This window comes from Ancylobacter vacuolatus (assembly GCF_030813595.1).
In the GTDB taxonomy this organism is placed as follows: Bacteria; Pseudomonadota; Alphaproteobacteria; order Rhizobiales; family Xanthobacteraceae; genus Ancylobacter; species Ancylobacter vacuolatus.
The window spans coordinates 133,544-156,437 of record NZ_JAUSUH010000010.1 but is presented as its reverse complement, the minus strand read 5'-3'; the positions used below and the strand labels follow the sequence as shown (position 1 = coordinate 156,437).

At 67.9% G+C, this 22,894-nt stretch carries 20 protein-coding genes; 13 read left to right on the top strand and 7 right to left on the bottom strand.

What is annotated here, in order from left to right:
• Nucleotides 1-26: 26 nt before the first annotated feature.
• Both J2S76_RS18820 and J2S76_RS18815 read right to left on the bottom strand, forming a co-directional pair.
• Nucleotides 27-1,181: an OpgC family protein gene (locus tag J2S76_RS18820; protein WP_307062938.1), complete on the bottom strand. Its 1,155-nt coding sequence runs from the start codon at nucleotides 1,179-1,181 to the stop codon at nucleotides 27-29.
• 45 nt (nucleotides 1,182-1,226) lie between these two features.
• A complete protein-coding gene (locus J2S76_RS18815) occupies nucleotides 1,227-1,805 on the bottom strand; it encodes an HdeD family acid-resistance protein (protein WP_307062936.1) in 579 nt (192 codons plus the stop codon).
• Nucleotides 1,806-1,969: 164 nt separating this feature from the next.
• Between J2S76_RS18815 and J2S76_RS18810 the strand changes: the two genes are divergently transcribed.
• Nucleotides 1,970-2,602, top strand: coding sequence for an MOSC domain-containing protein (locus tag J2S76_RS18810; protein ID WP_307062934.1), 633 nt, complete (start codon nucleotides 1,970-1,972; stop codon nucleotides 2,600-2,602).
• A gap of 72 nt (nucleotides 2,603-2,674) precedes the next feature.
• Here J2S76_RS18810 and J2S76_RS18805 read toward each other — a convergent pair whose 3' ends face one another.
• Complete coding sequence (locus tag J2S76_RS18805; protein ID WP_307062932.1) at nucleotides 2,675-3,787, bottom strand: L,D-transpeptidase; 1,113 nt, start codon at nucleotides 3,785-3,787, stop codon at nucleotides 2,675-2,677.
• A gap of 161 nt (nucleotides 3,788-3,948) precedes the next feature.
• Entirely contained in the window at nucleotides 3,949-4,539 is a 591-nt protein-coding gene (gene tsaA / locus J2S76_RS18800; RefSeq protein ID WP_307062930.1) for a tRNA (N6-threonylcarbamoyladenosine(37)-N6)-methyltransferase TrmO, read from the bottom strand.
• A gap of 72 nt (nucleotides 4,540-4,611) precedes the next feature.
• Between tsaA and J2S76_RS18795 the strand changes: the two genes are divergently transcribed.
• The 5 genes from J2S76_RS18795 to J2S76_RS18775 all read left to right on the top strand — a co-directional run bounded on the left by J2S76_RS18795 (nucleotide 4,612) and on the right by J2S76_RS18775 (nucleotide 11,744).
• A complete protein-coding gene (locus tag J2S76_RS18795) occupies nucleotides 4,612-5,625 on the top strand; it encodes an ArsR/SmtB family transcription factor (RefSeq protein WP_307062928.1) in 1,014 nt (337 codons plus the stop codon).
• Nucleotides 5,625-6,551, top strand: a complete 927-nt coding sequence (gene metF / locus J2S76_RS18790; protein WP_307062926.1) for a methylenetetrahydrofolate reductase [NAD(P)H] — start codon at nucleotides 5,625-5,627, stop codon at nucleotides 6,549-6,551. The genes J2S76_RS18795 and metF overlap by 1 nt, the downstream gene beginning before the upstream one ends.
• A 248-nt stretch (nucleotides 6,552-6,799) precedes the next feature.
• Nucleotides 6,800-7,045, top strand: coding sequence for an endonuclease domain-containing protein (locus tag J2S76_RS18785; protein ID WP_307062924.1), 246 nt, complete (start codon nucleotides 6,800-6,802; stop codon nucleotides 7,043-7,045).
• 140 nt (nucleotides 7,046-7,185) lie between these two features.
• Nucleotides 7,186-10,929, top strand: a complete 3,744-nt coding sequence (gene metH, locus J2S76_RS18780; protein ID WP_307062922.1) for a methionine synthase — start codon at nucleotides 7,186-7,188, stop codon at nucleotides 10,927-10,929.
• 5 nt (nucleotides 10,930-10,934) lie between these two features.
• The gene (locus J2S76_RS18775; RefSeq protein WP_307062919.1) at nucleotides 10,935-11,744 is read left to right on the top strand and encodes an LssY C-terminal domain-containing protein; all 810 of its coding nucleotides are present in this window, start codon (nucleotides 10,935-10,937) and stop codon (nucleotides 11,742-11,744) included.
• A 55-nt stretch (nucleotides 11,745-11,799) separates the two neighbouring features.
• On the opposite strand, the gene J2S76_RS18770 is transcribed toward J2S76_RS18775, so the two are convergent.
• The 3 genes from J2S76_RS18770 to J2S76_RS18760 form a co-directional block, all read right to left on the bottom strand.
• The gene (locus J2S76_RS18770) at nucleotides 11,800-12,780 is read right to left on the bottom strand and encodes an aliphatic sulfonate ABC transporter substrate-binding protein (protein ID WP_307062916.1); all 981 of its coding nucleotides are present in this window, start codon (nucleotides 12,778-12,780) and stop codon (nucleotides 11,800-11,802) included.
• A gap of 143 nt (nucleotides 12,781-12,923) precedes the next feature.
• Nucleotides 12,924-13,688 (bottom strand): outer membrane protein, encoded by a 765-nt coding sequence (locus J2S76_RS18765; RefSeq protein WP_307062915.1) that lies wholly within the window; start codon nucleotides 13,686-13,688, stop codon nucleotides 12,924-12,926.
• A 151-nt stretch (nucleotides 13,689-13,839) separates the two neighbouring features.
• Nucleotides 13,840-15,108: an amidase gene (locus tag J2S76_RS18760; protein WP_307062914.1), complete on the bottom strand. Its 1,269-nt coding sequence runs from the start codon at nucleotides 15,106-15,108 to the stop codon at nucleotides 13,840-13,842.
• 157 nt (nucleotides 15,109-15,265) lie between these two features.
• Between J2S76_RS18760 and pdxY the strand changes: the two genes are divergently transcribed.
• The 7 genes from pdxY (at nucleotide 15,266) to J2S76_RS18725 (ending at nucleotide 22,892) form a co-directional block, all read left to right on the top strand.
• A complete protein-coding gene (gene pdxY, locus J2S76_RS18755; RefSeq protein ID WP_018387007.1) occupies nucleotides 15,266-16,114 on the top strand; it encodes a pyridoxal kinase PdxY in 849 nt (282 codons plus the stop codon).
• Nucleotides 16,115-16,118: 4 nt separating this feature from the next.
• Nucleotides 16,119-17,015, top strand: coding sequence for a PhzF family phenazine biosynthesis protein (locus J2S76_RS18750; RefSeq protein ID WP_307062912.1), 897 nt, complete (start codon nucleotides 16,119-16,121; stop codon nucleotides 17,013-17,015).
• 33 nt (nucleotides 17,016-17,048) lie between these two features.
• Nucleotides 17,049-17,792: an NUDIX hydrolase gene (locus tag J2S76_RS18745; protein WP_307062910.1), complete on the top strand. Its 744-nt coding sequence runs from the start codon at nucleotides 17,049-17,051 to the stop codon at nucleotides 17,790-17,792.
• A gap of 107 nt (nucleotides 17,793-17,899) precedes the next feature.
• Nucleotides 17,900-18,940 carry a BMP family protein gene (locus J2S76_RS18740; protein WP_307062908.1) on the top strand — a complete coding sequence of 347 codons (1,041 nt, stop codon included), beginning with the start codon at nucleotides 17,900-17,902 and terminating at the stop codon, nucleotides 18,938-18,940.
• Nucleotides 18,941-19,151: 211 nt separating this feature from the next.
• Nucleotides 19,152-20,726 carry an ABC transporter ATP-binding protein gene (locus tag J2S76_RS18735; protein WP_307062906.1) on the top strand — a complete coding sequence of 525 codons (1,575 nt, stop codon included), beginning with the start codon at nucleotides 19,152-19,154 and terminating at the stop codon, nucleotides 20,724-20,726.
• A 154-nt stretch (nucleotides 20,727-20,880) separates the two neighbouring features.
• Nucleotides 20,881-21,948 carry an ABC transporter permease gene (locus tag J2S76_RS18730; protein WP_307062904.1) on the top strand — a complete coding sequence of 356 codons (1,068 nt, stop codon included), beginning with the start codon at nucleotides 20,881-20,883 and terminating at the stop codon, nucleotides 21,946-21,948.
• Nucleotides 21,948-22,892, top strand: coding sequence for an ABC transporter permease (locus tag J2S76_RS18725; protein WP_307062902.1), 945 nt, complete (start codon nucleotides 21,948-21,950; stop codon nucleotides 22,890-22,892). Before J2S76_RS18730 ends, J2S76_RS18725 begins: the two co-directional genes overlap by 1 nt.
• Nucleotides 22,893-22,894 lie beyond the last annotated feature (2 nt).

Below are 22,894 nucleotides of genomic sequence, written 5' to 3'. Positions count from 1 at the left end.
GATCCAGCGTTCCACGTCGAACCGCGCTAGCCAGCCTTCTTGCGCGCCGCTCTGTCGCGCTCGGCGCGAGCATACCACGACAGCAATGCCGAGAGACCTACCATTAAGGCGATGCCGGACAGGCTCATCGTCACTTGCATGAGCACGGTGCCGGAGACCTCGTTCAGCACGAAATGTGCGGCAAAAGAAAGGAAGACGCCGAAACAGAACACTTCCAGCGAGTGCTGGCCGCACATGATCAGCGGCCTCACGGCTTCCCAGCGCAGAAACGGCGCCTGCACCGGTATCAGCCTGACCACCACCACCGCCAGCGCGAGAAAGTGCACGAAGCGCAGCACCGAGAGGTCGGTCTTGCTGATGGGGTAGATGATGTCGCCGATGGCGGGCGGCACCAGCCCTTCCAGTGGCGGCCAGTACCAGCTCGTCACCACCGCCAGTGACAGCGCGAGATAGAACACTGACAACACCAGCACCACCCGCGAATGCACCAGTCCCGCCAGCCGGTCGCTGCCGCCGAGCCCGCACCAGCCGCCGAACACGAACATCAGTTGCCAGGCGAAGGGGTTGAAGAACCACATCCGGTCGTCGGGATAGCCGGGCAGGTTGAAGCCGAGGAACTGAACCGCCAGCCAGAGCAGGAAGGAGGCGAGAAGCGTCGCGTCGGCCCAGCGCTTCAGCGCCCACAGAATCGGCGGGAAGGTGGCGAGCAGCACGATATAGAGCGGCAGCACGTCCATATTGGCCGGGCGGAATTTCAGCAGCAGCGCCTGCACCAGCGCCACGTCGGGCTCGGCGAGGAACTGCAGCGCCCCCATTTCCTCGGCATAGAGCGGGTTCTCGAAGCTGCCGACGACATAGGAGATTTCGGCGAGATAGATCACGAACAGGAAGATGAAGGCGATATAGAGCTGCCACGCCCGGCGCAGGATGCGCGCCGAGGTGACGAGCACGCCGCTGGACTCGAGCTGGCGCCCATAGACCATGGCGGCGGTGTAGCCGGAGATGAAGACGAAGATCTCGGTGGCGTCGGAAAAGCCGAAATTGCGGTTGGTGATCCAGTTGCCGACATTGTTGGGCACGTGATTCAGGAAGATGAACCACAGCGCCAGCCCGCGGAACAGGTCGAGCCGCAGGTCGCGCCCGGAGGCGGCGGGTGGGGCCGGCCTTTCGGCCGGCTCCACGGGAGTGTCCGCCGTCGCGGCGAGGGGCGCAGGCACCGTCAGGGGCTATTTCTTCAGGCCGAAGCCGAGGAACAGCACGGCGATGCCGTTGAACACCAGGTCGATGCCGAGCAGCAGGCCGAGCACCCACAGCCCGCTGACCGGCCAGCCGGCGATGATCTCGATGCCGAGCAGGACGGCGATGGCGGCGGAGAAGGCGATCCAGCCCCAGCCATCGGCCGGGCGCAGCTGGAAGGCGGCGACCAGGCGGAACACGCCGCCGATGATCAGCGAGACGCCGAGGAACAGGGTGAGGAACTCGGCCGCCACCATCGGCACGAAGATGCAGACGAGGCCGGCGGCGAGAAACAGCAGGCCGTCGAGCAGCCAGAAGGCGAAGGCGCCCCAGGTCTTGACCTGGAAGGCATGGATGACCTGGGCGCCGCCGGAAATGGCCATCATCACGCCGATATAGAGCACCGACACCACGGTGCTCAGCACGAGATTGCCGAGCGCGATGGCACCAGCCATGACCATCAGCAGGCCGAGGGCGACGAACCACCCCCATTTGGCGCGCAGCTCGGAAAGATGCCCGGCGACCATGCCGCCCGGCGTCGGAGAGAGGGAACCCGTTTGCGAAGCCATGTGGTCGATCCTCATTCTTGCTCGCTACGCCGGCAGCGCGGTAACGACGTCCCGCCTCCGGAGTTCCAGCGACTCGTCCTGAACGAGCGCCCTATCGTATAGACAGGCGCTGCCGAGCTGTAGTCATGGAATAGCCAGATGTCGAACCCTGACCGGGCCCCGCGATGACGCGCACGCCCCGCACTCCCGCCGATCACCCCCCGCTCGACCTGTTCGGCGCACCGGCGGCAGTGCCGGGCCGTCGCCTGACCGGGCACCTGGCGCGGGCGCTTCTCGCCGACGGGCCGGGCTTTGCCACACGCGAAGTGGAACAGCTGGTCGTCACGCTGGAAGGCATCGTCGGCGATCGCCATGCCGGGCACTCCCGGGCCGCAGATTCGCGCGTGCCGTGGTACCCGCGCGGCACGCGGCTGCGCAACACGCGGCAGGTCTCGCTGGTCGCGCCGGACGAGCTGGCCGAGATCGCCCGGCGTCTCGGCCTGACGCAGATCGCGCCGGAATGGATCGGCGCCAATCTGCTGATCGAAGGCGTGCCGCGACTCACCGACCTGCCGCCGGGCACAAGGCTGCATTTCGAAGGCGGGGCGGCGCTGGTGGTCGAGGGGGAGAACGCGCCCTGCCGCCATGCCGGGGCGGCGATTGCCGCGCAGACGGGACAGGAAGGCGCCGAGCTCGGCTTTGCCAAGGTGGCGAAAGGGCTACGCGGGCTGGTCGCCTGGGTCGAGCGGGCCGGCACGCTCAAGCCCGGCACGCCGATAAGCGTCCGCGTGCCGGCGCAGCGCGTGTGGACCGGCTGAACGCAAAAGGCCGGATCGCGGGGCGATCCGGCCTTTTCTCTGTCTCAAGCCGGCCATGGCCGGCGCGCCCGCTCAGCGGACGGCGAAGCCGGTATCGGCCGGCGCGGTGGCGGTGGCCGGCATGCCGTTGGCGGCGGTGGCCGGCGGGTTGCCCGGCAGCACCACGACCTTGGTGCCGACCTTCACCTTGTCGAACAGCGCTTCCACATCCTCGTTCAGCATGCGGATGCAGCCCGACGACATGAACTGGCCGATGGTGGAGGGCTGGTTGGTGCCGTGGATGCGATAGATCGTGCCGCCGAGATAGAGCGCGCGCGCGCCCATCGGGTTGCCCGGGCCGCCCGCCATGAAGCGCGGCAGATAGGGCTGGCGCTCGATCATTTCCGCCGGCGGGCGCCAATCCGGCCATTCCGCCTTGCGGCTGATCTTTTCCGCGCCGGCCCAGGTGAAGCCTTCGCGGCCGACGCCGATGCCATAACGCTCGGCCTTGCCGCCGGGCAGCACGTAATACAGGTAGGTGTTCGGCGTATCGATGACGATGGTGCCTGGGGCCTCCTTCGTCACATAGTCGACCACCTGGTGCTTGAGATGGGCGGGAAGCTCCTTGGGCGGGCCTTCCTCCGGTTGGTCCTCCGGCGGCAGCATCGCGACGCTGGAGCCGTTGGCGCCATAGGTGTTGGCGCCGCTGCCCTGCACGGGGGCCGGCGGCTGGCCATAGGCGGCGGGCTGGCCGTAAGTCGGCTGGGCAGAGCTGGGCTGGGCTGGCGCGGCGGCGTTCTGGCCATAGGGCGAGGCCATGCCGGCCGGCTGCTGGCCGGAATAGGCGCCCGGCGGGTAGCCGGTGGGCTGGCGCGAGGGGTCGGCATAGGGGGCATTGGCGACCGGCGCGACGCCGGGGGCCGGCGGAGCATAGGGATCGCGCACGCCGGGCGGGGTGCCATGGGCCGCCTGCGGCTGCTGGTAGGTCTGGGCCGGTGCGCCATTGGCGGGCGCGCCATAGGGATCATAGGCCGCCGGAACCTCGACATCCTCGACCGCGCGGCTTCCCGCCGCGTCATAGGCCGAACCGCCCTGAGCGGCAGGGTCCTGGCCTTCGACGGGATAATACTGGGCTGCGGCGGTGCCGACCGATGCCAGTACCGAGAAGGCGACAGCGGGAACGAAACCGAGGCGAACGAGCATCATCAAGCCTTAAAACGAATCGGGAAGGCGCGGGACTGCGCCACTGCTGCTGCCGAGGGGAATGACGCAGGATCAAGGCAGGTTCAAGACCATAAGCCCTCACGAAATGGAGGGTTCCGGGCTGCCATGCGCGTGGCGCGGAGCTGATGCAGCCGGGCCACACCTCAGCCTTGGGGCGGCGGTGCCTCGTCCCCCCGGTCGCGGTGCCAGCCGACAATGGCATCGGGGTGGCAGTCGGTGGAGGGGAAATAGGGCTTGATATCGAGAAGCGGTGTGCCGTCGAGGCAGTCCGCGCCGATCACCGTCAGCCGTCCGTCCTCGATACCAAGCAGCCGCACCGCGCTCATGGCGATGGGGTTGGGCCGCGCCGGGCTGCGCAGCGCGAAGGTGCCGCGCCCCGTGCCGTAGCGGCGAGGTGTCTGCACCACGAGGTTTCGCGGCGCCTTGTCCATGAAATAGAGCAGCCACAGATGGGTGGTGCCCTCCAGCCCCGCCAGCGCCGGCCGGAAGGCAGGGTCGATCTCCACCGTGCAGACCGCCCGCGCCGCATGGGCCTCATGGGCGTTCTTCGGGCAGTCGGCCCGCCGGCTCCAGGGGGTGCGGATGCGGCCGATGAAGTAGAGCCCGGCATCGGGCACATCCGGCAGGTCCACCGTGACCTCGCCCGGGCGGATGCCGAAATCACCGGCCGCAGCGTCCTCGCCACCTTCACCCGCAGCGAGCGCGTGGACGCCGTCCCCATCAACCTCGCGCATGGACTGCGGCAACCTCTTGCATCACGGGTAAATAAGACATAAACATATCTTTATATCTCTCTCGGAGGTCGCGTGACCCTTTCCCCGCTCAGCTTTCCGCTGCTTCTCGACGGCCTCAAGGCGGCCGGCGAGGACACGCGCCTGCGCCTGCTGGCGCTGATCGGTGAGGGCGAGCTGACCGTGTCCGAGCTTACCGAGATTCTGGGCCAGTCGCAGCCGCGAATCTCGCGCCATCTCAAGCTGCTGGCGGAGGCGGGGCTGGTCGAGCGATTCCGCGAGGCCAGCTGGGTGTTCTATCGCCGCGCTGTCGATACCCCCGGCGCGGCGCTGACCGGCGCTCTGCTGGCGCTGATGGCGCCCGACGACACCGTCCTTTTGCGCGACCGCGAGCGGCTGGAGGCGGTGCGTGCCGCCCGTGCCGACCATGCCCAGGCCTATTTTCGCGCCCATGCCCATGAATGGGACGCCATTCGGCGCCTGCATGCCCCCGAGGAACAGGTGGAGGCGGCGATCCATGCCGCCCTGTCCGGCGGGCGCATCGGCAGCCTGCTCGATCTCGGCACCGGTACCGGGCGCATTCTGGAGCTGTTTGCCGGCGAGATGGAGCGCGGTGTCGGCATCGATCTTTCCGCCGAAATGCTGGCGGTGGCGCGGGCCAATCTCGACCGCGCCGGGGTGCGCAATGCCACGGTGCGGCAGGGCGACATCTACAATCTCGCTCTGCCCCGCGATGCGTTCGACGTGGTGATCGTGCACCAGGTGCTGCACTTCCTCGAAGATGCGCCGCGCGCCATCAAGGAAGCGGCGCGGGTGCTGCGCCCCGGCGGACGGCTGCTGGTGGTCGATTTCGATCCGCATGATCTCGAATTCCTGCGCGAGCAGCACGCCCATCGCCGGCTCGGCTTCGCGTCCGATGTCATGGAGAGCTGGCTCGCCCAGGCCGGCCTGGTGCCACAGTCCCATCGCCTGCTCGCCCCCAAGGACCCTGGAAGGTCCGGGGAGGGCCGGCTCACCGTTTCGCTCTGGCTGGCCCGCGACCCGCGTGTCGTGCTGGCCGATGCCCCACAAAAGCAGGAGGTCGCCTGATGTCGTCGGATGTCGAGCGCCGCAGCCGCCGCGCCGGCGGGCGGCCCATTTCGGTCTCGTTCGAGTTCTTTCCGCCGAAGACGCCTGAAATGGAGGCCACGCTGTGGAACTCCATCACCCGTCTCGCCCCGCTGGCACCGAAATTCGTCTCGGTGACCTATGGCGCCGGCGGCTCCACCCGCGAGCGCACCCACACCACGGTGGAACGCATCGTCAAGGAAACCCGGCTGGCGCCGGCGGCGCATCTCACCTGCGTCTCCGCCACCAAAGGCGAGGTCGACGAGGTGGTGCGCGGCTATTGGGACGCCGGGGTCCGCCACATCGTCGCGTTGCGGGGGGATCCGCCGGGCGGCGTCGGCCAGACCTATGAGCCGCATGGCGAGGGCTACCGCACCACGGCCGATCTGGTCGCCGGCATCCGTCGCAGCGCCAATTTCGAGGTGTCGGTCTCGGCCTATCCCGAGAAGCACCCGGAAAGCCCGAGCTTCGACACCGATCTCGACATCCTCGCCGCCAAGGTGGATGCCGGGGCGACGCGCGCCATCACCCAGTGCTTCTTCGACAACGACCTGTATTTCGCCTTTCTCGACAAGGCGCGGGCGCGCGGCATCGACGTGCCGATCGTGCCGGGCATCCTCCCGGTCTCGAACTTCAAGCAAGCCAAGAACTTCTCGGAAAAAACCGGCACCTACATGCCGGACTGGCTGGCCGCCCGCTTCGAAGGGTTGGACAACGACCCCGAGACCCGCAAACTGATCGCCGCCGCGGTGGCGGCCGAGCAGGTGTTCGACCTGGTGGACCGCGGCGTGACCGAGTTCCACTTCTACACGCTCAACCGCGCCGACCTCGTCTACGCCATCTGCCACCTGCTCGGCATCCGCCCGCCGCAGGAGGCGGGGCAGGGCAGCGGGGCGGCGGCGGCATGAGAATTTCGCGTCGGAATGCCCTATAGTAGGGGCATTCCACGGAGACGGTCGATGAGCGAGCCGGAGGACGAGATCGTCGCCGATTTGACGCCTCAGAAGTTCGCCTTGATGGGCTCGCTCAGAGACTTGACGCAGCGATCGCTGAGGCCAAGAAGCGTCAAGATACGTTTCGAAAGGCCCGCGCAATTGACGCCACTTAACCTCTCCCCGTGGGGGAGAGGTCGGCACGCAGCGCCGGGTGAGGGGATATGGACGGTAGGATCGAGCGGGCGCGGCGCCTGAGGCGCGATCAGACCGATGTCGAAAACAGGCTCTGGTCGCGTTTGCGCGACCGCCGCCTCGACGGTTTGAAGTTTCGCCGGCAGGCGCCGGTCGACAGATACATCGTCGATTTCCTCTGCGTCGACGCGAAACTAGTAATCGAACTCGACGGTGGTCAGCATACGGTCACCACTGACGAGGCAAGGACGCGGACGATTGAAGCCTGTGGCTAGGCTGGTCATCCGTTTCTGGAATAGCGACGTGCTGACAAACATGGACGGTGTCCTGTTGACCATCGTCGACGCGATGCGCGCAGGCGCCCCTCACCCCAACCCTCTCCCCAATGGGGAGAGGGAGTAGAAAGTGCTCTGTCATGGCCAACGCCCCGACCTTGCCCGCCGACACCCTCGAAGCCCTGCATCAGGCCGCGCGCGCGCGTATCCTTGTGCTCGACGGCGCCATGGGCACGATGATCCAGCAGCTGAAGCTGGACGAGGCCGGCTATCGCGGCGCGCGGTTCACCGACTGGCCGCAGGACGTCAAGGGCAATAACGACCTGCTCAACCTCACCGCGCCGGACGCGGTGCGCGATATCCACCTCGCCTATTTCATGGCCGGGGCGGACATTGTCGAGACCAACACCTTTTCCGGTACCACCATCGCCATGGCCGATTACGGCATGGAGAGCCTGGTCCATGAGATCAATTTCGAGGGCGCCCGCCTCGCCAAGGAAGCGGCGCGCCTCGCTCAGGAAAAGGACGGCCGCCGCCGCTTCGTCGCCGGCGCCATCGGGCCGACCAACCGCACCGCGTCGATCTCGCCCGATGTGAACGACCCCGGCTTCCGCGCCACCTCCTTCGACGAACTGGCCACCGCCTATGGCGAACAGGCGGCCTCGCTGCTCGATGGCGGGGCGGACCTGCTGTTGATCGAAACCATCTTCGACACGCTGAACGCCAAGGCGGCGGTGTTTGCCATCGAGCGGCTGTTCCAGGAACGCGGCATCCGCGTGCCTGTCATGATCTCCGGCACCATCACGGACCTGTCCGGCCGCACCCTGTCGGGCCAGACCCCGGCGGCGTTCTGGAATTCGCTGCGCCACGCCCAGCCCTTTTCCATCGGGCTGAACTGTGCGCTCGGCGCCAAGGAGATGCGCGCCCATATCGACGAGCTCTCGCGCCTCGCCGACACGCTGGTCTGCGCCTATCCCAATGCCGGCCTGCCCAATGAATTCGGCCTGTATGACGAGAGCCCGGCGGCGATGGCGAAGCTGGTCGGCGAGTTCGCCGCCTCGGGCCTCGTCAACATCGTCGGCGGCTGTTGCGGCACCACGCCGGACCATATCCGCGCCATTGCCGAGGCGGTGGCCCCGCACGCGCCGCGCGTCATCCCTGAGATCGAGCCGATGCTGCGGCTGTCGGGGCTGGAGCCGTTCGAGCTCACCCCGATCATCCCGTTCGTCAATGTCGGCGAGCGTACCAACGTCACCGGCTCGGCCCGCTTCCGCAAGCTCATCACCAATGGCGACTACACCGCCGCGCTGGCGGTGGCGCGCGACCAGGTGGAGAACGGCGCCCAGGTCATCGATATCAACATGGATGAGGGCCTGCTCGATTCCGAGAAGGCGATGGTGACCTTCCTCAATCTGCTGGCCGCCGAGCCGGACATTGCCCGCGTGCCCGTGATGGTCGACAGCTCGAAGTGGAGCGTCATCGAGGCCGGGCTGAAGTGCATCCAGGGCAAGGGCATCGTCAATTCCATCTCGATGAAGGAGGGAGAGGAGGCGTTCCGCCACCATGCCCGCCTCGTGCGTGCCTATGGCGCCGCCGTGGTGGTGATGGCCTTTGACGAGCAGGGCCAGGCCGACACCTATGAGCGCAAGGTCGAGATCTGCTCGCGGGCCTACCGCATCCTCGTCGACGAGGTTGGTTTTCCCCCTGAGGACATCATCTTCGATCCCAACATCTTCGCGGTGGCGACGGGCATCGAGGAGCATGCCGGCTATGGCGTCGCCTTCATCGAGGCGGTCCGCGCCATCCGCCAGCAGCTGCCGCACGCCCATATCTCAGGCGGCGTGTCGAACCTCAGCTTCTCGTTCCGCGGCAATGAGCAGGTGCGCGAGGCGATGCATGCCGTGTTCCTGTATCACGCCATTTCGGCGGGCATGGACATGGGCATCGTCAATGCCGGCCAGCTCGCGCCCTATAGCGAGATCGAGCCGGAGCTGCGCGAGGCCTGCGAGGACGTGGTGCTCAACCGCCGCGACGACGCCACCGAGCGCCTGCTGGCGCTGGCCGAGCGCTTCAAGGGCGGCGGCCGCGAGAAGAAGGAAGCCGACCTCACCTGGCGCACCTGGCCGGTGGAGAAGCGCATCGCCCATGCGCTGATCAACGGCATCACCGAGTTCGTCGAGGTCGATACCGAGGAGGCGCGCCTTTCCGTCGCCCGGCCGCTGCACGTCATCGAGGGGCCGCTGATGGCCGGCATGAACGTGGTCGGCGACCTGTTCGGCGCCGGCAAGATGTTCCTGCCGCAGGTGGTGAAGTCCGCCCGGGTGATGAAGCAGGCGGTGGCCTATCTCATGCCCTTCATGGAGCAGGAGAAGCTGGACACCGGCTCGACCGAGGATTCCTCGGCCGGCAAGGTGCTGATGGCCACCGTGAAGGGCGACGTGCACGACATCGGCAAGAACATCGTCGGCGTCGTGCTCCAGTGCAACAATTACGAGGTGATCGACCTCGGCGTCATGGTGCCGGCGGCGAAGATCCTGGAAGCGGCGCGTGAGCACAAGGTGGACGTGATCGGGCTGTCCGGCCTCATCACCCCCTCGCTGGACGAGATGGTGCATGTCGCCGCCGAGATGGAGCGCGAGGGCTTTTCCGTGCCGCTGCTGATCGGCGGCGCGACGACCTCGCGCGTCCATACGGCGGTGAAGATCGCCCCGCAATATGTGCGCGGGCAGGCGGTCTATGTCACCGATGCCAGCCGCGCGGTCGGCGTGGTCTCCAACCTGCTCAACGACAACACCAACGCCGAGTACGTGGCCAGTCTGCGCGCCGAATACGCCAAGGTCGCCGACGCCCATGCCAAGTCCGACCGCAACAAGGTGCGGGTGAAGCTGGAGGACGCGCGCGCCAACCGGCTGGCGCTGGACTTCGACGCCTATACGGCGCCGGTGCCGACCTTCCTCGGCACCCGCGTGTTCGACGAGTACGACCTCGGGGAGCTGGTGCCCTATATCGACTGGACGCCGTTCTTCCAGTCGTGGGAACTGATCGGCCAGTACCCGGCCATTCTCGACGACGCGAAGGTCGGCATCGCCGCCCGCGCGCTTTATGACGACGCCCGCAAGATGCTGGACAAGATCGTCGCGGAGAAATGGCTGACCGCCCGCGCCGTGGTCGGCTTCTGGCCGGCGGGCGCGGTGGGCGACGACATCGTGCTGTTCGAGGATGACAGCCGGGCGCGGGAACTCGCCACGCTGCACACACTGCGCCAGCAGATGGCCAAGCGCGAGGGCCGCACCAATCTGGCGCTGGCCGATTTCATCGCCCCGACCTCCACCGGCGTGCCCGATTATGTCGGCGGCTTCTGCGTCTCCACCGGCTTTGGCGAGCCGGAGCGGGCGGAGGCCTTCAAGGCCGCGCATGACGACTATTCCGCGATTCTTCTCAAGGCCTTGGCGGACCGTCTTGCGGAAGCGTTCGCCGAGCGCATGCACCAGCGCGTGCGCAAGGAATTCTGGGCTTATGCGCCGGATGAAGAACTTCACAATGAGAATCTGATTCAGGAAGCCTATCGCGGCATTCGCCCGGCACCGGGCTATCCGGCGCAGCCGGACCACACGGAAAAGGCGATTCTTTTCAAGCTACTCGACGCCACGGCTCAGATCGGAGTCGAGTTGACCGAGAGCTTCGCCATGTGGCCGGGGGCGGCGGTGTCGGGGCTGTATTTCGCCCATCCGCAGGCGTCCTATTTCGGCGTCGGCCGCATCGAGCGCGACCAGGTCGAGGACTATGCCGCGCGCAAGGGTATGAGCGTCGCCGAGGCCGAGCGCTGGCTCGCGCCGGTGCTCAACTATAACCCGGCAGGAGCCGCCGCGCTGGCGGCCGAGTGACGCTGATGAGCGCGATCGACGACGACACCCGCCGGGTGCTGCTATGGGCGCTGGTCGCCTTCGTCATCTGGGCCGCGCTCGCCTATGTGATGCTGCCACGGCTGTGGACGCATCACGAGCACCAGCCCGGCATCAAGCGCATGCCGATGGTGACGCAGACCAAGCAGGGCATTCCCGGCGATCCGATCAATGTCGGTCTGGTCGGCAGTGAGGGCGACATCCTGCAGGCGATGAACGCCGCCGGCTGGGTGCCGGCCAACCCGGTCACACTGAAGTCGAGCCTCGCCATCATCGGCTCGGTGCTGCTGCGCCGGCCCGATCCGCAGGCGCCGGTGAGCCCGCTCTATTATGATGGGCGGGTGGAGGACCTCGCCTTCGAGAAGGAGATCGGCCGCAGCGCCGACAAGCGCGACCATGTGCGCTTCTGGAAGGTGCTGGACAATGGCAAGGATGGCGGGCCGGTCTGGCTCGGCTCGGCCACCTATGACCGGGGCGTCGGCCTCAGCCACTATACCGGCGCCGTCACCCACCATATCGGCCCCAATGTCGATGCGGTGCGCGATTTGCTGATCGACGACCTCAAGGCCGCCGGCATGGTGCGGGCGGTCTATCAGGTGACGGGCCTCGGCCCGACCCTGTTCGGGCGCAATGGCGGCGGCGATCGCTACTACACCGATGGCGAGGTCGACTTCGCCAAGCTCGTGGCTGATGGCAGGAAAAATCCCGATCCCCCCACCATCATCGCCTCGCCGCCCGGCGTGGGCGTGAAGAACGCCGTCTGGAGCGCGGCCGCCTCGCTGCTCGGGGTCGACTGACAGAAGCCGGCGGCGAGGTCGTCGCCGCCGGCTTCGGCGCGCTGCGTCTGGCAGACTACTGGCTGGCGGGCTGCCAGATCGCAACGGCATTCGCGTCGACGTCGCGCGGCAGCAGCTTTTCCGCAAAGAAGGCGTCGGCGATCTTCTGCTGTTCGGACAGGCCGCCCTTGGTGACGGCGCCCACCTTGTAGCTGCGCCGCCCATTGGCCACCTCGATGGCCGGCGCATCGATGCCCCACAGCTTGGCGAGCAGCTCGGCTGCCGGCTTCGGGTTGGCCTTCACCCAGTCGCCCTTGGCCTTGAGCTGGTCGAACAGGATGGCGACCACCTTGCCACCCTTGCCGGCAAACTCTTCCGACGTCAGGTAATAGCGCTTGTAGCTCGCCAGCCCATTCCCGCCATCGGCGAGGATGCGGGCATTGGACTGCGCCTGGGTCGTGGCCAGGAAGGGGTCCCAGGCGACCCAGGCATCGACATTGCCGCCGACGAAGGCGGCGCGGCCATCGGCCGGGGTCAGATAGGCGGGGTCGATATCCTTGAAGGCAAGCCCGGATTTCGCCAGCGCGGCCAGCAGCAGGTAATGGCTGCCAGCGCCCTTGGTGACGGCCACCTTCTTGCCCTTCAGCTCGCCCATACTGGCGATCGGCGAGCCATCCGGCACGAGGATGGCCTGCGCGGACGGGGAGGGCGCTTCCTCGGCGTAGAAGACCAGCTTGGCGCCCGCCGCCTGGGCGAAGACCGGCACCGTGTCGGCGACATCGGCCGTGACGTCGATCTTGCCGAGGTTAAGGGCCTCCAGCAGTGGCAGGCCGCTGGTGAACTCGTGCCAGCTGACCTTCACACCCAGCGGGGCCAGCGCTTTTTCGAGTTCGCCATCGTTCTTCAAAAGCGCGGTGAGGGTAGACGAGCGCTGATAGCCGATCCGGACGGTTTCCGGCGATTGGGCGCGCAACGGGGCATTTGCAAACAGCGCCGCGGCTGCCGCCGCCCCGCCGGCGGCACGGATCAGGGTTCGGCGCGAGAAGGACAGCGACATCACGATTTCTCCAATAGTATACAGATTAAATATACTAGTTGGCGGGCGTGTCCAGCGACGTTGTCGCGAGGGCGCTGTTTCGGACGCAAAAAAGCCCCGGACGTCGCCGTCCGGGGCTTTCCGCAACAGTCAGAGGGTGGCGATCAGAACTTGTAGTTCACGCCGGCCTTGAGGGTCTGCATCGACATGTCGATCTTGGTGTTCGACGCGCCGTCCCAGTTGACGTCGCCGAGGTCGATATAGAGATACTCGGCCTTGACGCTCCAGTTGTCGGTCACGGCGTATTCGAGGCCACCACCCAGCGTCCAGCCCCACAGCGTCTCGCTGCGCGAGGAGCCGCCGAACCCGTCAAGCGTGCCGTCGGCGTAGGAGGTGAAGCTCTCGCTCACCTTCACATTGCCCCAGGCGAGGCCGCCGGTGACATAGGGGAGGAAGCGGTCCATCGAGTAGCCGACGCGGGCGCGCACGGTGCCGAAGGACTCGATCTTGGTGTCGATCGAGCCCAGCTCCTGCAGCGTGGGGTCGCCGAGATCGATCGCCGTATAGTTCAGGCGGTCCGTCATCGAGCCGAAGTTGAAGTCGGCTTCCGCGCCGAGAACGACGTTGTTCTCCAGCTGGTAGTTATAGCCGATCTGCGCGCCGCCGGACCAGCCGGTGGGGTCCGAGCCGCCGCTGGCCGCAGCGGAGTCAAAGCCGCTGTAGTAATAGGCGAGGTAGTTGTTCCACGGCGCCGAGCCATCGCCCCAAGCATAGCCGACATTGCCGCCGATATAGACGCCGGTCCAGGAGAAGACCGGGACATAGGCGATCGGCGCCGCCTTGACCGGGTAGGCCATGTCGGCCGCGAAGGCAGGAACGGCCAGGGCCGCTGCTGCGACGGTGCCGAGAAGAAGAGACTTGATACGCATGAGTACGCCCCCGAAGGAAAATGTGAGGAGGCCAACCTAGTCCGGCGTACTTAAGAAACCCTCTTCCTGCGTGCTTAACAAACCGTTTTCCGCGAGACGAGCGGTGTAAACTTTTCGTCAGCGGCCAGGCGCTTGCTGCGCCGCGGGCGCGTCAGGCGGCGCAGATCGCCCGCTCCAGGAACCGCCCGATCTGCATCAGCTCGCGGTCACGCCCGAAGCGGCCGACCAGCTGCACGCCGATCGGCAGGCCGGTGGCGCCGGTGAGGCCGGTGATGTTCAGGCACGGGCTTCCGGTGAGCGTCCACAGGCGGTTGAATGCCGGCGAGCCGGTGCTGGAGAAGCCTTCCGGCGCTTCGCCTGCTACCGAGAAGGTGAGCAGCGCGTCATACTCGCTGTAAAGGTCGCTCAGCGCATGGCGGCCGCGCCGGGCGGTGCGCCGCGCGGCGTCGTATTGTTCCGGGGTGAGGGCGGCAGCTCCCTCCAGATAGGTCGCCAGTGTCGTCGACAGGGCGGCGCGGTGGCGGTCCCATTCATCGGCGAAGGCGAGGCAGGCCTCATAGCCCTGCACCACCCCGTGCGCCTCGTCGGCCGCCTCGACGGCCTCCGGCAGGTCGAGGGTGGAGACGCTCGCCCCGGCCCTTGCGGCGGCGCCGGCGGCGGCATCGAGCGCGGCATGGGCGTCCGTGGCGGCCAGGTGCGCGCGCGCCGTCTTCACCACGGCGATGCGCGGGGTCGGCATGTCGTCGCTGAGCGCGAAGTCGCGCCCGGTCAGCGCCCCGGCAGCGAAGGCGACATCCGCCACATGCGCGCCGAACAGGCCGATCGTGTCGAGCGACCAGGAAAACGGTTTCAGCCCCAGCACGGGGAGCAGCTTGAAGGACGGCTTATAGCCGGTGACGCCGCAGAAGGAGGCGGGGCGGATGATCGAGCCGCCGGTCTGGGTGCCGAGCGTGACCGGCAGCATGCCGGCGGCCACCGCCGCCGCCGAGCCGGCCGAGGAGCCGCCCGGCGAATGGGTGAGGCGGCGCGGGTTGCGCGTCACACTCGGCTGCAGGAAGGCGAATTCGGTGGTCACCAGCTTGCCGGCGATGAGGCCCCCGGCGCGCGCCGCCATCCGCACGATGGCCGCGTCCGTCGCTGGCCGATAGCCGGCAAAGAGCCTGGAGCCGCGCTCGGTGGGGAAGTCCACCGTGTCGAGAATGTCCTTCACCCCGACCGGCAGTCCGGCGAGCGGCGTGGCGGCGAGGCCGGGCCGGGCCGCGTCTGCCAGCAGCCCCGGCAGGTCGACACTGGTAAAGGCCCGCACCTCGTCCTCACGGGCGCGGATCGCTTCGCAGCAGCGTTCGGCGACATCGACCGGGGAGAGGCGTCCAGCATGGACGGCCTGGGCGAGGGCAGCGGCGGAAAGCATCTCTGTCATGGCCTAAAGCCTCTCGCATGGGCAAAGGTTCGGGACAAGGGGGCGGCGCGCCCGGCACGTATCGATTTCGCTTATGGGCACCGCGCGGAATTTCGTTTGAGCGCTTGCGTTTAGGGCGCTAAGCGCGGATCGTCTGCCAAATTCGGGGCGCATACGCATGAATATTCTGTCGATCCAGTCCTGGGTGGCCTACGGGCATGTGGGGAACGCGTCCGCGATGTTCCCGATGCAGCGTCTGGGCCATGAGGTGTGGGGCCTGCACACGGTGCAGTTCTCCAATCACACCGGCTATGGCGCCTGGCGCGGCGAGGTGTTCGGCGCCGAGCTGATCCGCGAGCTGGTCGGGGGGCTGGAGGACCGCAACGTGCTGCCACGCTGCGACGGCGTGCTGTCGGGCTATATGGGCGCGGCCGAGATCGGCGATGCCATTCTCGACACGGTCGGCCGGGTGAAGGCCGCCAATGCCGAGGCGCATTATTGCTGCGACCCTGTTATCGGCGATGTCGGGCGCGGCGTGTTCGTGCGGCCGGGCATTCCCGAATTCATGCGCGAGCGCGCCGTGCCGGCCGCCGACCTGATCACGCCGAACCAGTTCGAGCTGGATTATCTCTCCGGGCGGTCCTCCTCGACGCTGGCCGGGGCGATTGCCGCCTGCGACGCCGTGCACGCCACCGGGCCGCGCGTCATCATGGTCACCAGCCTGCACACCGAGGACACGCCGGACGATTCGATCGACCTCATGGCCTCCGGGCCGGACGGCCGCTTCCGGCTGCGCACGCCCAAGCTCGACATTTCGGTGAACGGGGCGGGCGACGCCATCGCGGCGCTGTTCTTCGTGCACTGGAAGGCCAGCCATTCCACCGCCGAGGCGCTCTCCAAGGCGGCCTCCTCGGCCTATGGCCTGCTCGCCCGCACGGCGGCGGCGGGATCGCGCGAGATCCTCACCATCGCCGCGCAGGATGAATTCGTCACCCCGTCCCGTCTCTTCACGCCGGAGAAGATCTGACCCCATGGCCCGCCGCTTCGTTGTGCTCGACGTCTTCACCGACCGGACGCTCTCCGGCAACCCGCTGGCCGTCGTGCTCGATACGGAGGGGCTCGACGGCAACCACATGCAGGCCATCACCCGCGAGTTCAATCTCTCGGAGACGGTGTTCATCCTGCCGCCGCAGGAGGAGGAAAACCGCGCCCGGCTGCGCATCTTCACCACCAGCCACGAACTTCCCTTCGCCGGGCACCCCACCGTGGGCGCGGCGGTGCTGCTCGCCCTGCGCGAGGGGGTGACCACAACAGACGATTTCGTGCTGGAGGAGAATGTCGGGCCGGTGGCCTGCCATGTCTCGGTCAAGGGCGAGCGCTCCGGCAGCGCCACCTTCACCGTGCCGCGCATTCCGGAAATCATCGACGCCGCGCCGATGAGCCGGGAGGCCTGCGCCCAGGCGCTCGGCCTCGACACCTCCGATATCGGCTTCGATGGCTATGGCCCGGTGATCGCGTCCGCCGGCGTGCCCTTCGTGTGCGTGCCGCTGGCCTCCCGCTCGGCACTGGCGCGCATCAGCCCCAGCGCGGCGCGGCTGATCTCCACCTTCGGCGGCGGTGCGGATTCCGTCTATGTGTTCTGCCGCGACGAGGATGGCGAGGGCGATTTCCGCGCCCGCATGTTCGCCGCCAATATGGGCATTGACGAGGACCCGGCGACCGGCTCGGCCGCGGCCGCGCTGGCCGCGGCGCTGCTGGTGGGTGAGCAGCCGAGCGACGGCTTCCACGCCTATGACATCCTGCAGGGTGTCGAGATGGGACGGCCGAGCCTGGTGCGCCTCGGCCTGCAGGTGGAGGGTGGGGCGATGACCGCCGTCACCATTGGCGGCGGCGCGGTCATCGTCTCGGAAGGCGTGCTGCATGTGTGACGCCCTGGCCGAGCGCCCGGCGGGGCGGTGAGGATGGCGGCGCCGGCGGACCCGCCGACGCTGGTGGTGCTCGATCGTGTCGAGGCGCGGCTCGCGCCCGTCCCTCTCATTTTCTCGGCCGAGGAGCAGGCGGCGATCGCCGCCCATTTCGCCGCCCGAAAGGCGGCCAACCCCATGCTGTGGAACGGGCGCGTGCTGCTTCTTGGCGCGTACCGCTTCGAGGGGCGCCGGATGGTGGCCCGGTATGTCGCGGCCGACTATTCCGCGCTGCTCTGGCTACTGGCGTGCGAGCGCGCGCACCCGTTCCTGCGCGCCTCCTTCGCCATGGGCGCGCTGCGCGGGGCCGATGGCGCCTTCGTCATGATCCGCATGGCGGAATGGACCGCCAATGCTGGCCGCATCTATTTCGCCGCCGGCACGCCTGACCTTTCCGACATCGCCCCGGATGGAAGCGTCGATCTCGAAGGCAGCGTGCTGCGCGAGCTGGCCGAGGAGACTGGCATCGCGGCCGATGAGCTCACCTTGGCGCCGGGCTGGACCGCGCTGCACGATGCGCGCCGGCTGGCGCTGCTGCGCGAGATGCGCGCAAGCGAGGAGGCGGACGCGCTGGCCGCCCGCATCCGCCGCTTCGGTGCCGGGGAGCGCCGGCCGGAATTCGATGAGGTGCTTGTGGTGCGCGGCCCGCAGCATCTTGCCGAGGGCATGTCGCCCCTCATCCGCCGCTATCTCGCCCATGCTTGGGAACAGGGCTGGGGACAGGGTACAATGACGCCGTGACTTTTCGGACCAGACAGTTCGAAAATGGCATGACACTCGCATAAGCGGGGGCAATCGCGGCGCTGCGCTCGGGCGGGTCGCCGGTGCTTTTTCGGGGAGAACAGGAAATGCTGCGCAAGTCGTCTGGGAGCCTGCCGCTTTTTTCGTCAGGCGTGCTCGATCGGCGGCAGTTGCTCGCCCTCGGCGCGGGCGCTCTCGCCCTCACCGTAGCCGGCCGCGACGCCTTCGCCGCCGGCAAGGCCAAGCCGATCAAGGTTGCCGCCATCTATACCGTGCCGGTGGAGCAGCAATGGGTCTCGCGCATCCACAAGGCGCTCAAAGCCGCCGAGGCACGTGGCGACATCACCTATAAATTCTCCGAGAACGTCGCCAACACCGATTATGAGCGGGTGATGCGCCAATATTCGGAGGAGGGCGCCGATCTCGTCGTCGGCGAGGTGTTCGCGGTGGAGCGCCCGGCGCGCAAGGTCGCCGCCGACTACCCGAAGACCGCCTATCTCATGGGTTCTTCCTTCGGCCCGACCAAGCCGAACTTCTCGGTCTTCGACAATTTCATCCATGAGCCCTCCTTCCTCACCGGCATGGTGGCGGGCAAGGCGACCAAGTCGAACGTCATCGGCCTTGTCGGCGGCTACGCCATCCCCGAGGTGAGCCGGCTGATGCAGGCCTTCATGGAAGGCGCGGTTTCGGTGAACCCGAACGTCAAGTTCATCGTCACCTTCATCAACTCCTGGTACGACCCGCCCAAGGCCAAGGAAGCCGCCTTCGCCCAGATCGACAAGGGCGCGGACGTGCTCTACGCCGAGCGCTTCGGCGTGTCCGACGCCGCCAAGGAGCGCGGCGTGAAGGCGATCGGCAACGTTATCGACACGTCAGCCCAGTATCCCGGCACCATCATCGCCTCGGCGCTGTGGCAGATGGAGCCGACCATCGACAAGGCGATCAAGGAAGTCATGGACGGCAGCTTCACCGCCGCCGATTACGGCCCCTACAGCTACATGGCCGAAGGCGGCGCCAGCCTCGCCCCGCTCGACCCCAAGCTTGTGCCGCCAGAGGTTATCGAGATGGTGCTGGTGAAGGAAAAGGAGATCAAGGACGGTCTCTTCCGCGTCAACGTCAATGATGGCGAGCCCAAATCGACGCTGTGAGGCGGGACGACAGCGCCGCCTTCTTCCCTCTCCCCGTCGGGGAGAGGGTCAGGGTGAGGGGGCTGTGACGCCTCGCCCAAACGGCCGTCATCCCCGGGCTTGACCCGGGGATCCACGTCTTCGCCTGATGAAGCCGTCGCGTCTCCACGCCGTGGATGGCCGGGCCAAGCCCGGTCCTGACGCCCTCTCGCCGCTGGCCGGAAGCAACGCCATGCCGTCCCAAGGTTCGACCTGCGAGGCCCCGCACGACCCACGCCCGCTCGTCCTCTCGCTCAAAGGCATCACCAAGCGGTTCGGGCCGCTGACGGCGAACGACCATATCGACCTCGATGTGCGGGCCGGCGAGATCGTGGCGCTGCTGGGGGAGAACGGCGCCGGCAAGACCACGCTGATGAGCATCCTATTCGGCCATTACATCGCCGATGAGGGCAGTGTCTCGATCGCCGACGCCGACGGAAAACTCGCCCCGCTGCCGGGCGGCTCGGCGCAGGCGGCGCTGGCGGCCGGCATTGGCATGGTGCACCAGCATTTTGCCCTGGCGGAAAACCTCACCGGCTTCGAGAACATCGTGCTCGGCACCCAGTCGCTGTGGAGCCTGCGCCCGAGGGGGCGCGGCGCGCGGGACAAGATCGCGCGGCTGATGGCCGAGAGCGGCCTTGCCGTCGACCTCGACGTGCCGGTGGCGCGGCTGTCGGTGGGCGAGCAGCAGCGCATCGAAATCCTGAAAGCGCTCTATCGCGACGTGCGGGTGCTGATCCTCGACGAGCCGACCGCCGTGCTCACCCCGCAGGAAGCCGACAGCCTCGCCGCCACGGTGCGCACGCTGGCGGGGAAGGGGCTGGCGGTCATCTTCATCAGCCATAAGCTGCACGAGGTGCTGGCGCTGTGCGGGCGGGTGGTGGTGTTGCGCGGCGGCACCAAGGTGGCCGACCGGCCGACCGCGGGCGCCGACCGGGCGACGCTGGCTGAACTGATGGTCGGGCGCGCCATTCCCGCGCGCGAGCGCCCGCCCTCCACCCCAGGCGCCCCGGTGCTGAGCCTGCGTCGGGTGAGCGTCGGCGCACTCTCGCAGCGCGACCGGCTGGAGGGCGCCGATCTCGATGTGCGCGCCGGCGAGATCGTCGGCATTGCCGGCGTCTCCGGCAACGGGCAGGGGGCGCTCGCCGCGCTGGTCGCGGGGCTTGCCGCCCCCCGTGCCGGGGAAGCGATGATCGACGGCGTGCGGCTCGCTGGCGCCGACCCGGCCGGGCGCGTCGCCGCCCATGTCGGGCGCATTCCGGAAGACCGCCATCGCGACGGCACGATCGGTTCGCTCAGCGTGGCGGAGAATTTCGTGCTGGAGACCATTTCCGCCCCCGAGAACCAGCGCGCGGGGCTGATCCGCCGTGCCGCCATCCGCGCCCGGGCCATGGAGGCGATCCAGGCCTATGATGTGCGCTGCCCCGGTCCCGACGCGGCGATCCGGGCGCTCTCGGGTGGCAATATGCAGAAGGTGGTGCTCGCCCGTGTGCTGGAGCGCGAGCCGAAGCTCGTGCTGGCGCACCAGCCGACGCGCGGCCTCGACATCGGCGCCACCACGGATGTGCATCGCCGGCTGATCGCCGCGCGCGGGCGCGGGGCGGCGGTGCTGCTCATTTCGGAAGACCTCGATGAGCTTTTCGCGCTGTCCGACCGTATCGCCGTGGTCCATGCCGGCCATCTCTCGCCGGCGCTGGACGCTGCCGGCCTCGATGTCCGCACGGTCGGGCTGATGATGGCCGGCCATGGCGCGGGGGAGGCGGCGTGATGGAGACCGTGCCCGATCGGCATCCTTCGAGGCTCGCTGCGCTCGCACCTCAGGATGACGTTGTTCTCACTGCGCACCGTCATCCTGAGGTGCCCGGCGAAGCCGGGCCTCGAAGGATGCTCGCTTGGTCACTTGCCATGCCCGGAGCCCTCGCATGATCCGCTTCGTGCCTCGCACCCGCACCCCGGTCTGGCTGAGCGTCGCCGTCTCCATCGGTGCTGGGCTGGCGGCGCTGGCGCTCACCGCCATTCCGCTCGCGCTCACCGGCGCGCCTGTCTTCACCGCCTTCGCGCTGATGGCGCAGGGCGCGGCGGGCAACGGCTTCGCGCTGGCGGAGACGCTGACAAGGGCGACGCCGCTGATCTTCACCGGGCTGGCCGCCGCCGTCGCCTTCCGCGCCAAGCTGTGGAACATCGGTGCCGAGGGCCAGCTTTATGCCGGCGCGCTCGCCACTGTGGCGCTGGGCGCCGGCCTGATCGAGGCGCCGTCCTATGTGCTTGTGCCGCTGGTGCTGATCGGTGCCGCGCTCGCCGGGGCGGTGCTGCTGCTGGTGCCGGTGCTGTTCAAGACCCGCTTCGGCGCCGACGAGGTGGTGGTCACGCTGCTGCTCAATTTCATCGTCCTGCTGTTCGTGCAGATGATGCTGGAAGGGCCGATGAAGGATGAGATGGCGCTCGGCTGGCCGCAATCGGCACCGGTGCTGGATGAAGCGACGCTGCCCAAGCTGGTGAGCGGCTGGCGGCTGCATGGGGGCCTCGTCCTCGCCATCCTCGCCGCCGTGCTGCTGCACGTCTTCATCACCCGCACCGTCTGGGGCTTCCGCATTCGCGCGGTGGGCGAGAATGCCCGCGCCGCCCGCTATGCCGGCCTGCCGGTGGGCAAGGCGATGGCGCTGGTCGGCCTCCTCTCCGGCGGCCTCGCCGGGCTCGCCGGGGCGAGCGAGGTAGCGGGGCTGAAAGGCTACCTCACCGCCGACCTGTCGCCCGGCTTCGGCTATGCCGGCATTGTGGTGGCGACCTTGGCCAACCTCTCGCCGCTCGGCGTCATCCCGGCCGCGCTTTTTGTGGCCGGCGTGTTCGTCGGGGCGGATTCGATGAGCCGGGCGATCGGCGTCTCGAATTATCTGGCCGATCTCGTCGTCGCCTTCGCCCTGCTCAGCGTGCTGGTCGGCGGGCTGCTGACGCGCTTTCGCATCGTCTTCGTGCGCCGGGGGACCGCCTGATGTGGGAGGCGCTGGATATTCTCACCCAGGCCAATTTCTGGGCCGCCACCATCCGCATCGCCACGCCGCTGATCTTCGGTGTGCTCGGCGCGCTGCTGTGCGAGCGGGCCGGGGTGCTCAATCTCGGCATTGAGGGCATTTTCGTCGCCGGCGCCATGTCCGGCTGGCTGGCTGTCTATCTCGGCCTGCCGCTCTGGGGCGGGGTGGTGGTGGCGGCGCTGGTGGGGTCGCTGTTCGGGCTGGTCCACGGCGTGCTCACCGTGCCGCTCGGCCTCTCGCAGCACGTCACCGGCATCGGGGTCACGCTACTGGCGACCTCCATGGCCTATTTCGGCTACCGCGTCGCCTTCCCGAATGTGGCGACCCCGCCGCGCATAGAGCCCTTCGCCCCGCTCGACGTGCCGCTGATCGGCGATCTCCCGTTCATCGGGCCGATCCTCGCCCAGCAGACCGGCTTCACCGTGCTGGCCTTTGCCTGCGTCGGCGTGCTGGCCTTCGTGCTCGCCCGGACGCCACTCGGCCTCGCGCTCAGGGCGGTGGGCGACAATCCGGAGGCGGTGGAGGCGCAGGGGCTTTCCGTGGTGGCGCTGCGCATCGGCGCGGTTATGGCCGGCTCGGCGCTGATGGCGCTGGGCGGGGCGTTCCTCACTTTGTCGGCCTTCAACGCCTTCTATTTCGGCATGATCAACGGGCGCGGCTGGGTGTGCATCGCGCTCACTGTCTTCGCCTCCTGGCGGCCGGGCAAGGCGCTGCTCGGAGCGCTGCTGTTCGGCGCGCTGGATGCCTACCAGCTGCGCATACAGACCATTGCCGGCGGCGTGGTGCCGAGCCAGATCTTCCTCATGCTGCCCTATATCTTCTCCATCGCCGCGCTCGTGCTGGTCGCCCGCCGCGCGGATTATCCCCGCGCTCTGATGAAGCCGTATTTCAAGGGCCAAAGGTAGTC

Excerpts from the sequence above, each read along its gene's own strand:
- J2S76_RS18815 (WP_307062936.1), bottom strand. The coding sequence starts at position 1,805 with ATGGCTTCGCAAACGGGTTCCCTCTCTCCGACGCCGGGCGGCATGGTC.
- J2S76_RS18810 (WP_307062934.1), top strand. The coding sequence starts at position 1,970 with ATGACGCGCACGCCCCGCACTCCCGCCGATCACCCCCCGCTCGACCTG.
- J2S76_RS18805 (WP_307062932.1), bottom strand. The coding sequence starts at position 3,787 with ATGATGCTCGTTCGCCTCGGTTTCGTTCCCGCTGTCGCCTTCTCGGTA.
- tsaA (WP_307062930.1), bottom strand. The coding sequence starts at position 4,539 with ATGCGCGAGGTTGATGGGGACGGCGTCCACGCGCTCGCTGCGGGTGAA.
- metF (WP_307062926.1), top strand. The coding sequence starts at position 5,625 with ATGTCGTCGGATGTCGAGCGCCGCAGCCGCCGCGCCGGCGGGCGGCCC.
- J2S76_RS18785 (WP_307062924.1), top strand. The coding sequence starts at position 6,800 with ATGGACGGTAGGATCGAGCGGGCGCGGCGCCTGAGGCGCGATCAGACC.
- metH (WP_307062922.1), top strand. The coding sequence starts at position 7,186 with ATGGCCAACGCCCCGACCTTGCCCGCCGACACCCTCGAAGCCCTGCAT.
- J2S76_RS18775 (WP_307062919.1), top strand. The coding sequence starts at position 10,935 with ATGAGCGCGATCGACGACGACACCCGCCGGGTGCTGCTATGGGCGCTG.
- J2S76_RS18770 (WP_307062916.1), bottom strand. The coding sequence starts at position 12,780 with ATGTCGCTGTCCTTCTCGCGCCGAACCCTGATCCGTGCCGCCGGCGGG.
- J2S76_RS18765 (WP_307062915.1), bottom strand. The coding sequence starts at position 13,688 with ATGCGTATCAAGTCTCTTCTTCTCGGCACCGTCGCAGCAGCGGCCCTG.
- J2S76_RS18760 (WP_307062914.1), bottom strand. The coding sequence starts at position 15,108 with ATGACAGAGATGCTTTCCGCCGCTGCCCTCGCCCAGGCCGTCCATGCT.
- pdxY (WP_018387007.1), top strand. The coding sequence starts at position 15,266 with ATGAATATTCTGTCGATCCAGTCCTGGGTGGCCTACGGGCATGTGGGG.
- J2S76_RS18750 (WP_307062912.1), top strand. The coding sequence starts at position 16,119 with ATGGCCCGCCGCTTCGTTGTGCTCGACGTCTTCACCGACCGGACGCTC.
- J2S76_RS18745 (WP_307062910.1), top strand. The coding sequence starts at position 17,049 with ATGGCGGCGCCGGCGGACCCGCCGACGCTGGTGGTGCTCGATCGTGTC.
- J2S76_RS18740 (WP_307062908.1), top strand. The coding sequence starts at position 17,900 with ATGCTGCGCAAGTCGTCTGGGAGCCTGCCGCTTTTTTCGTCAGGCGTG.
- J2S76_RS18735 (WP_307062906.1), top strand. The coding sequence starts at position 19,152 with ATGCCGTCCCAAGGTTCGACCTGCGAGGCCCCGCACGACCCACGCCCG.
- J2S76_RS18730 (WP_307062904.1), top strand. The coding sequence starts at position 20,881 with ATGATCCGCTTCGTGCCTCGCACCCGCACCCCGGTCTGGCTGAGCGTC.
- J2S76_RS18725 (WP_307062902.1), top strand. The coding sequence starts at position 21,948 with ATGTGGGAGGCGCTGGATATTCTCACCCAGGCCAATTTCTGGGCCGCC.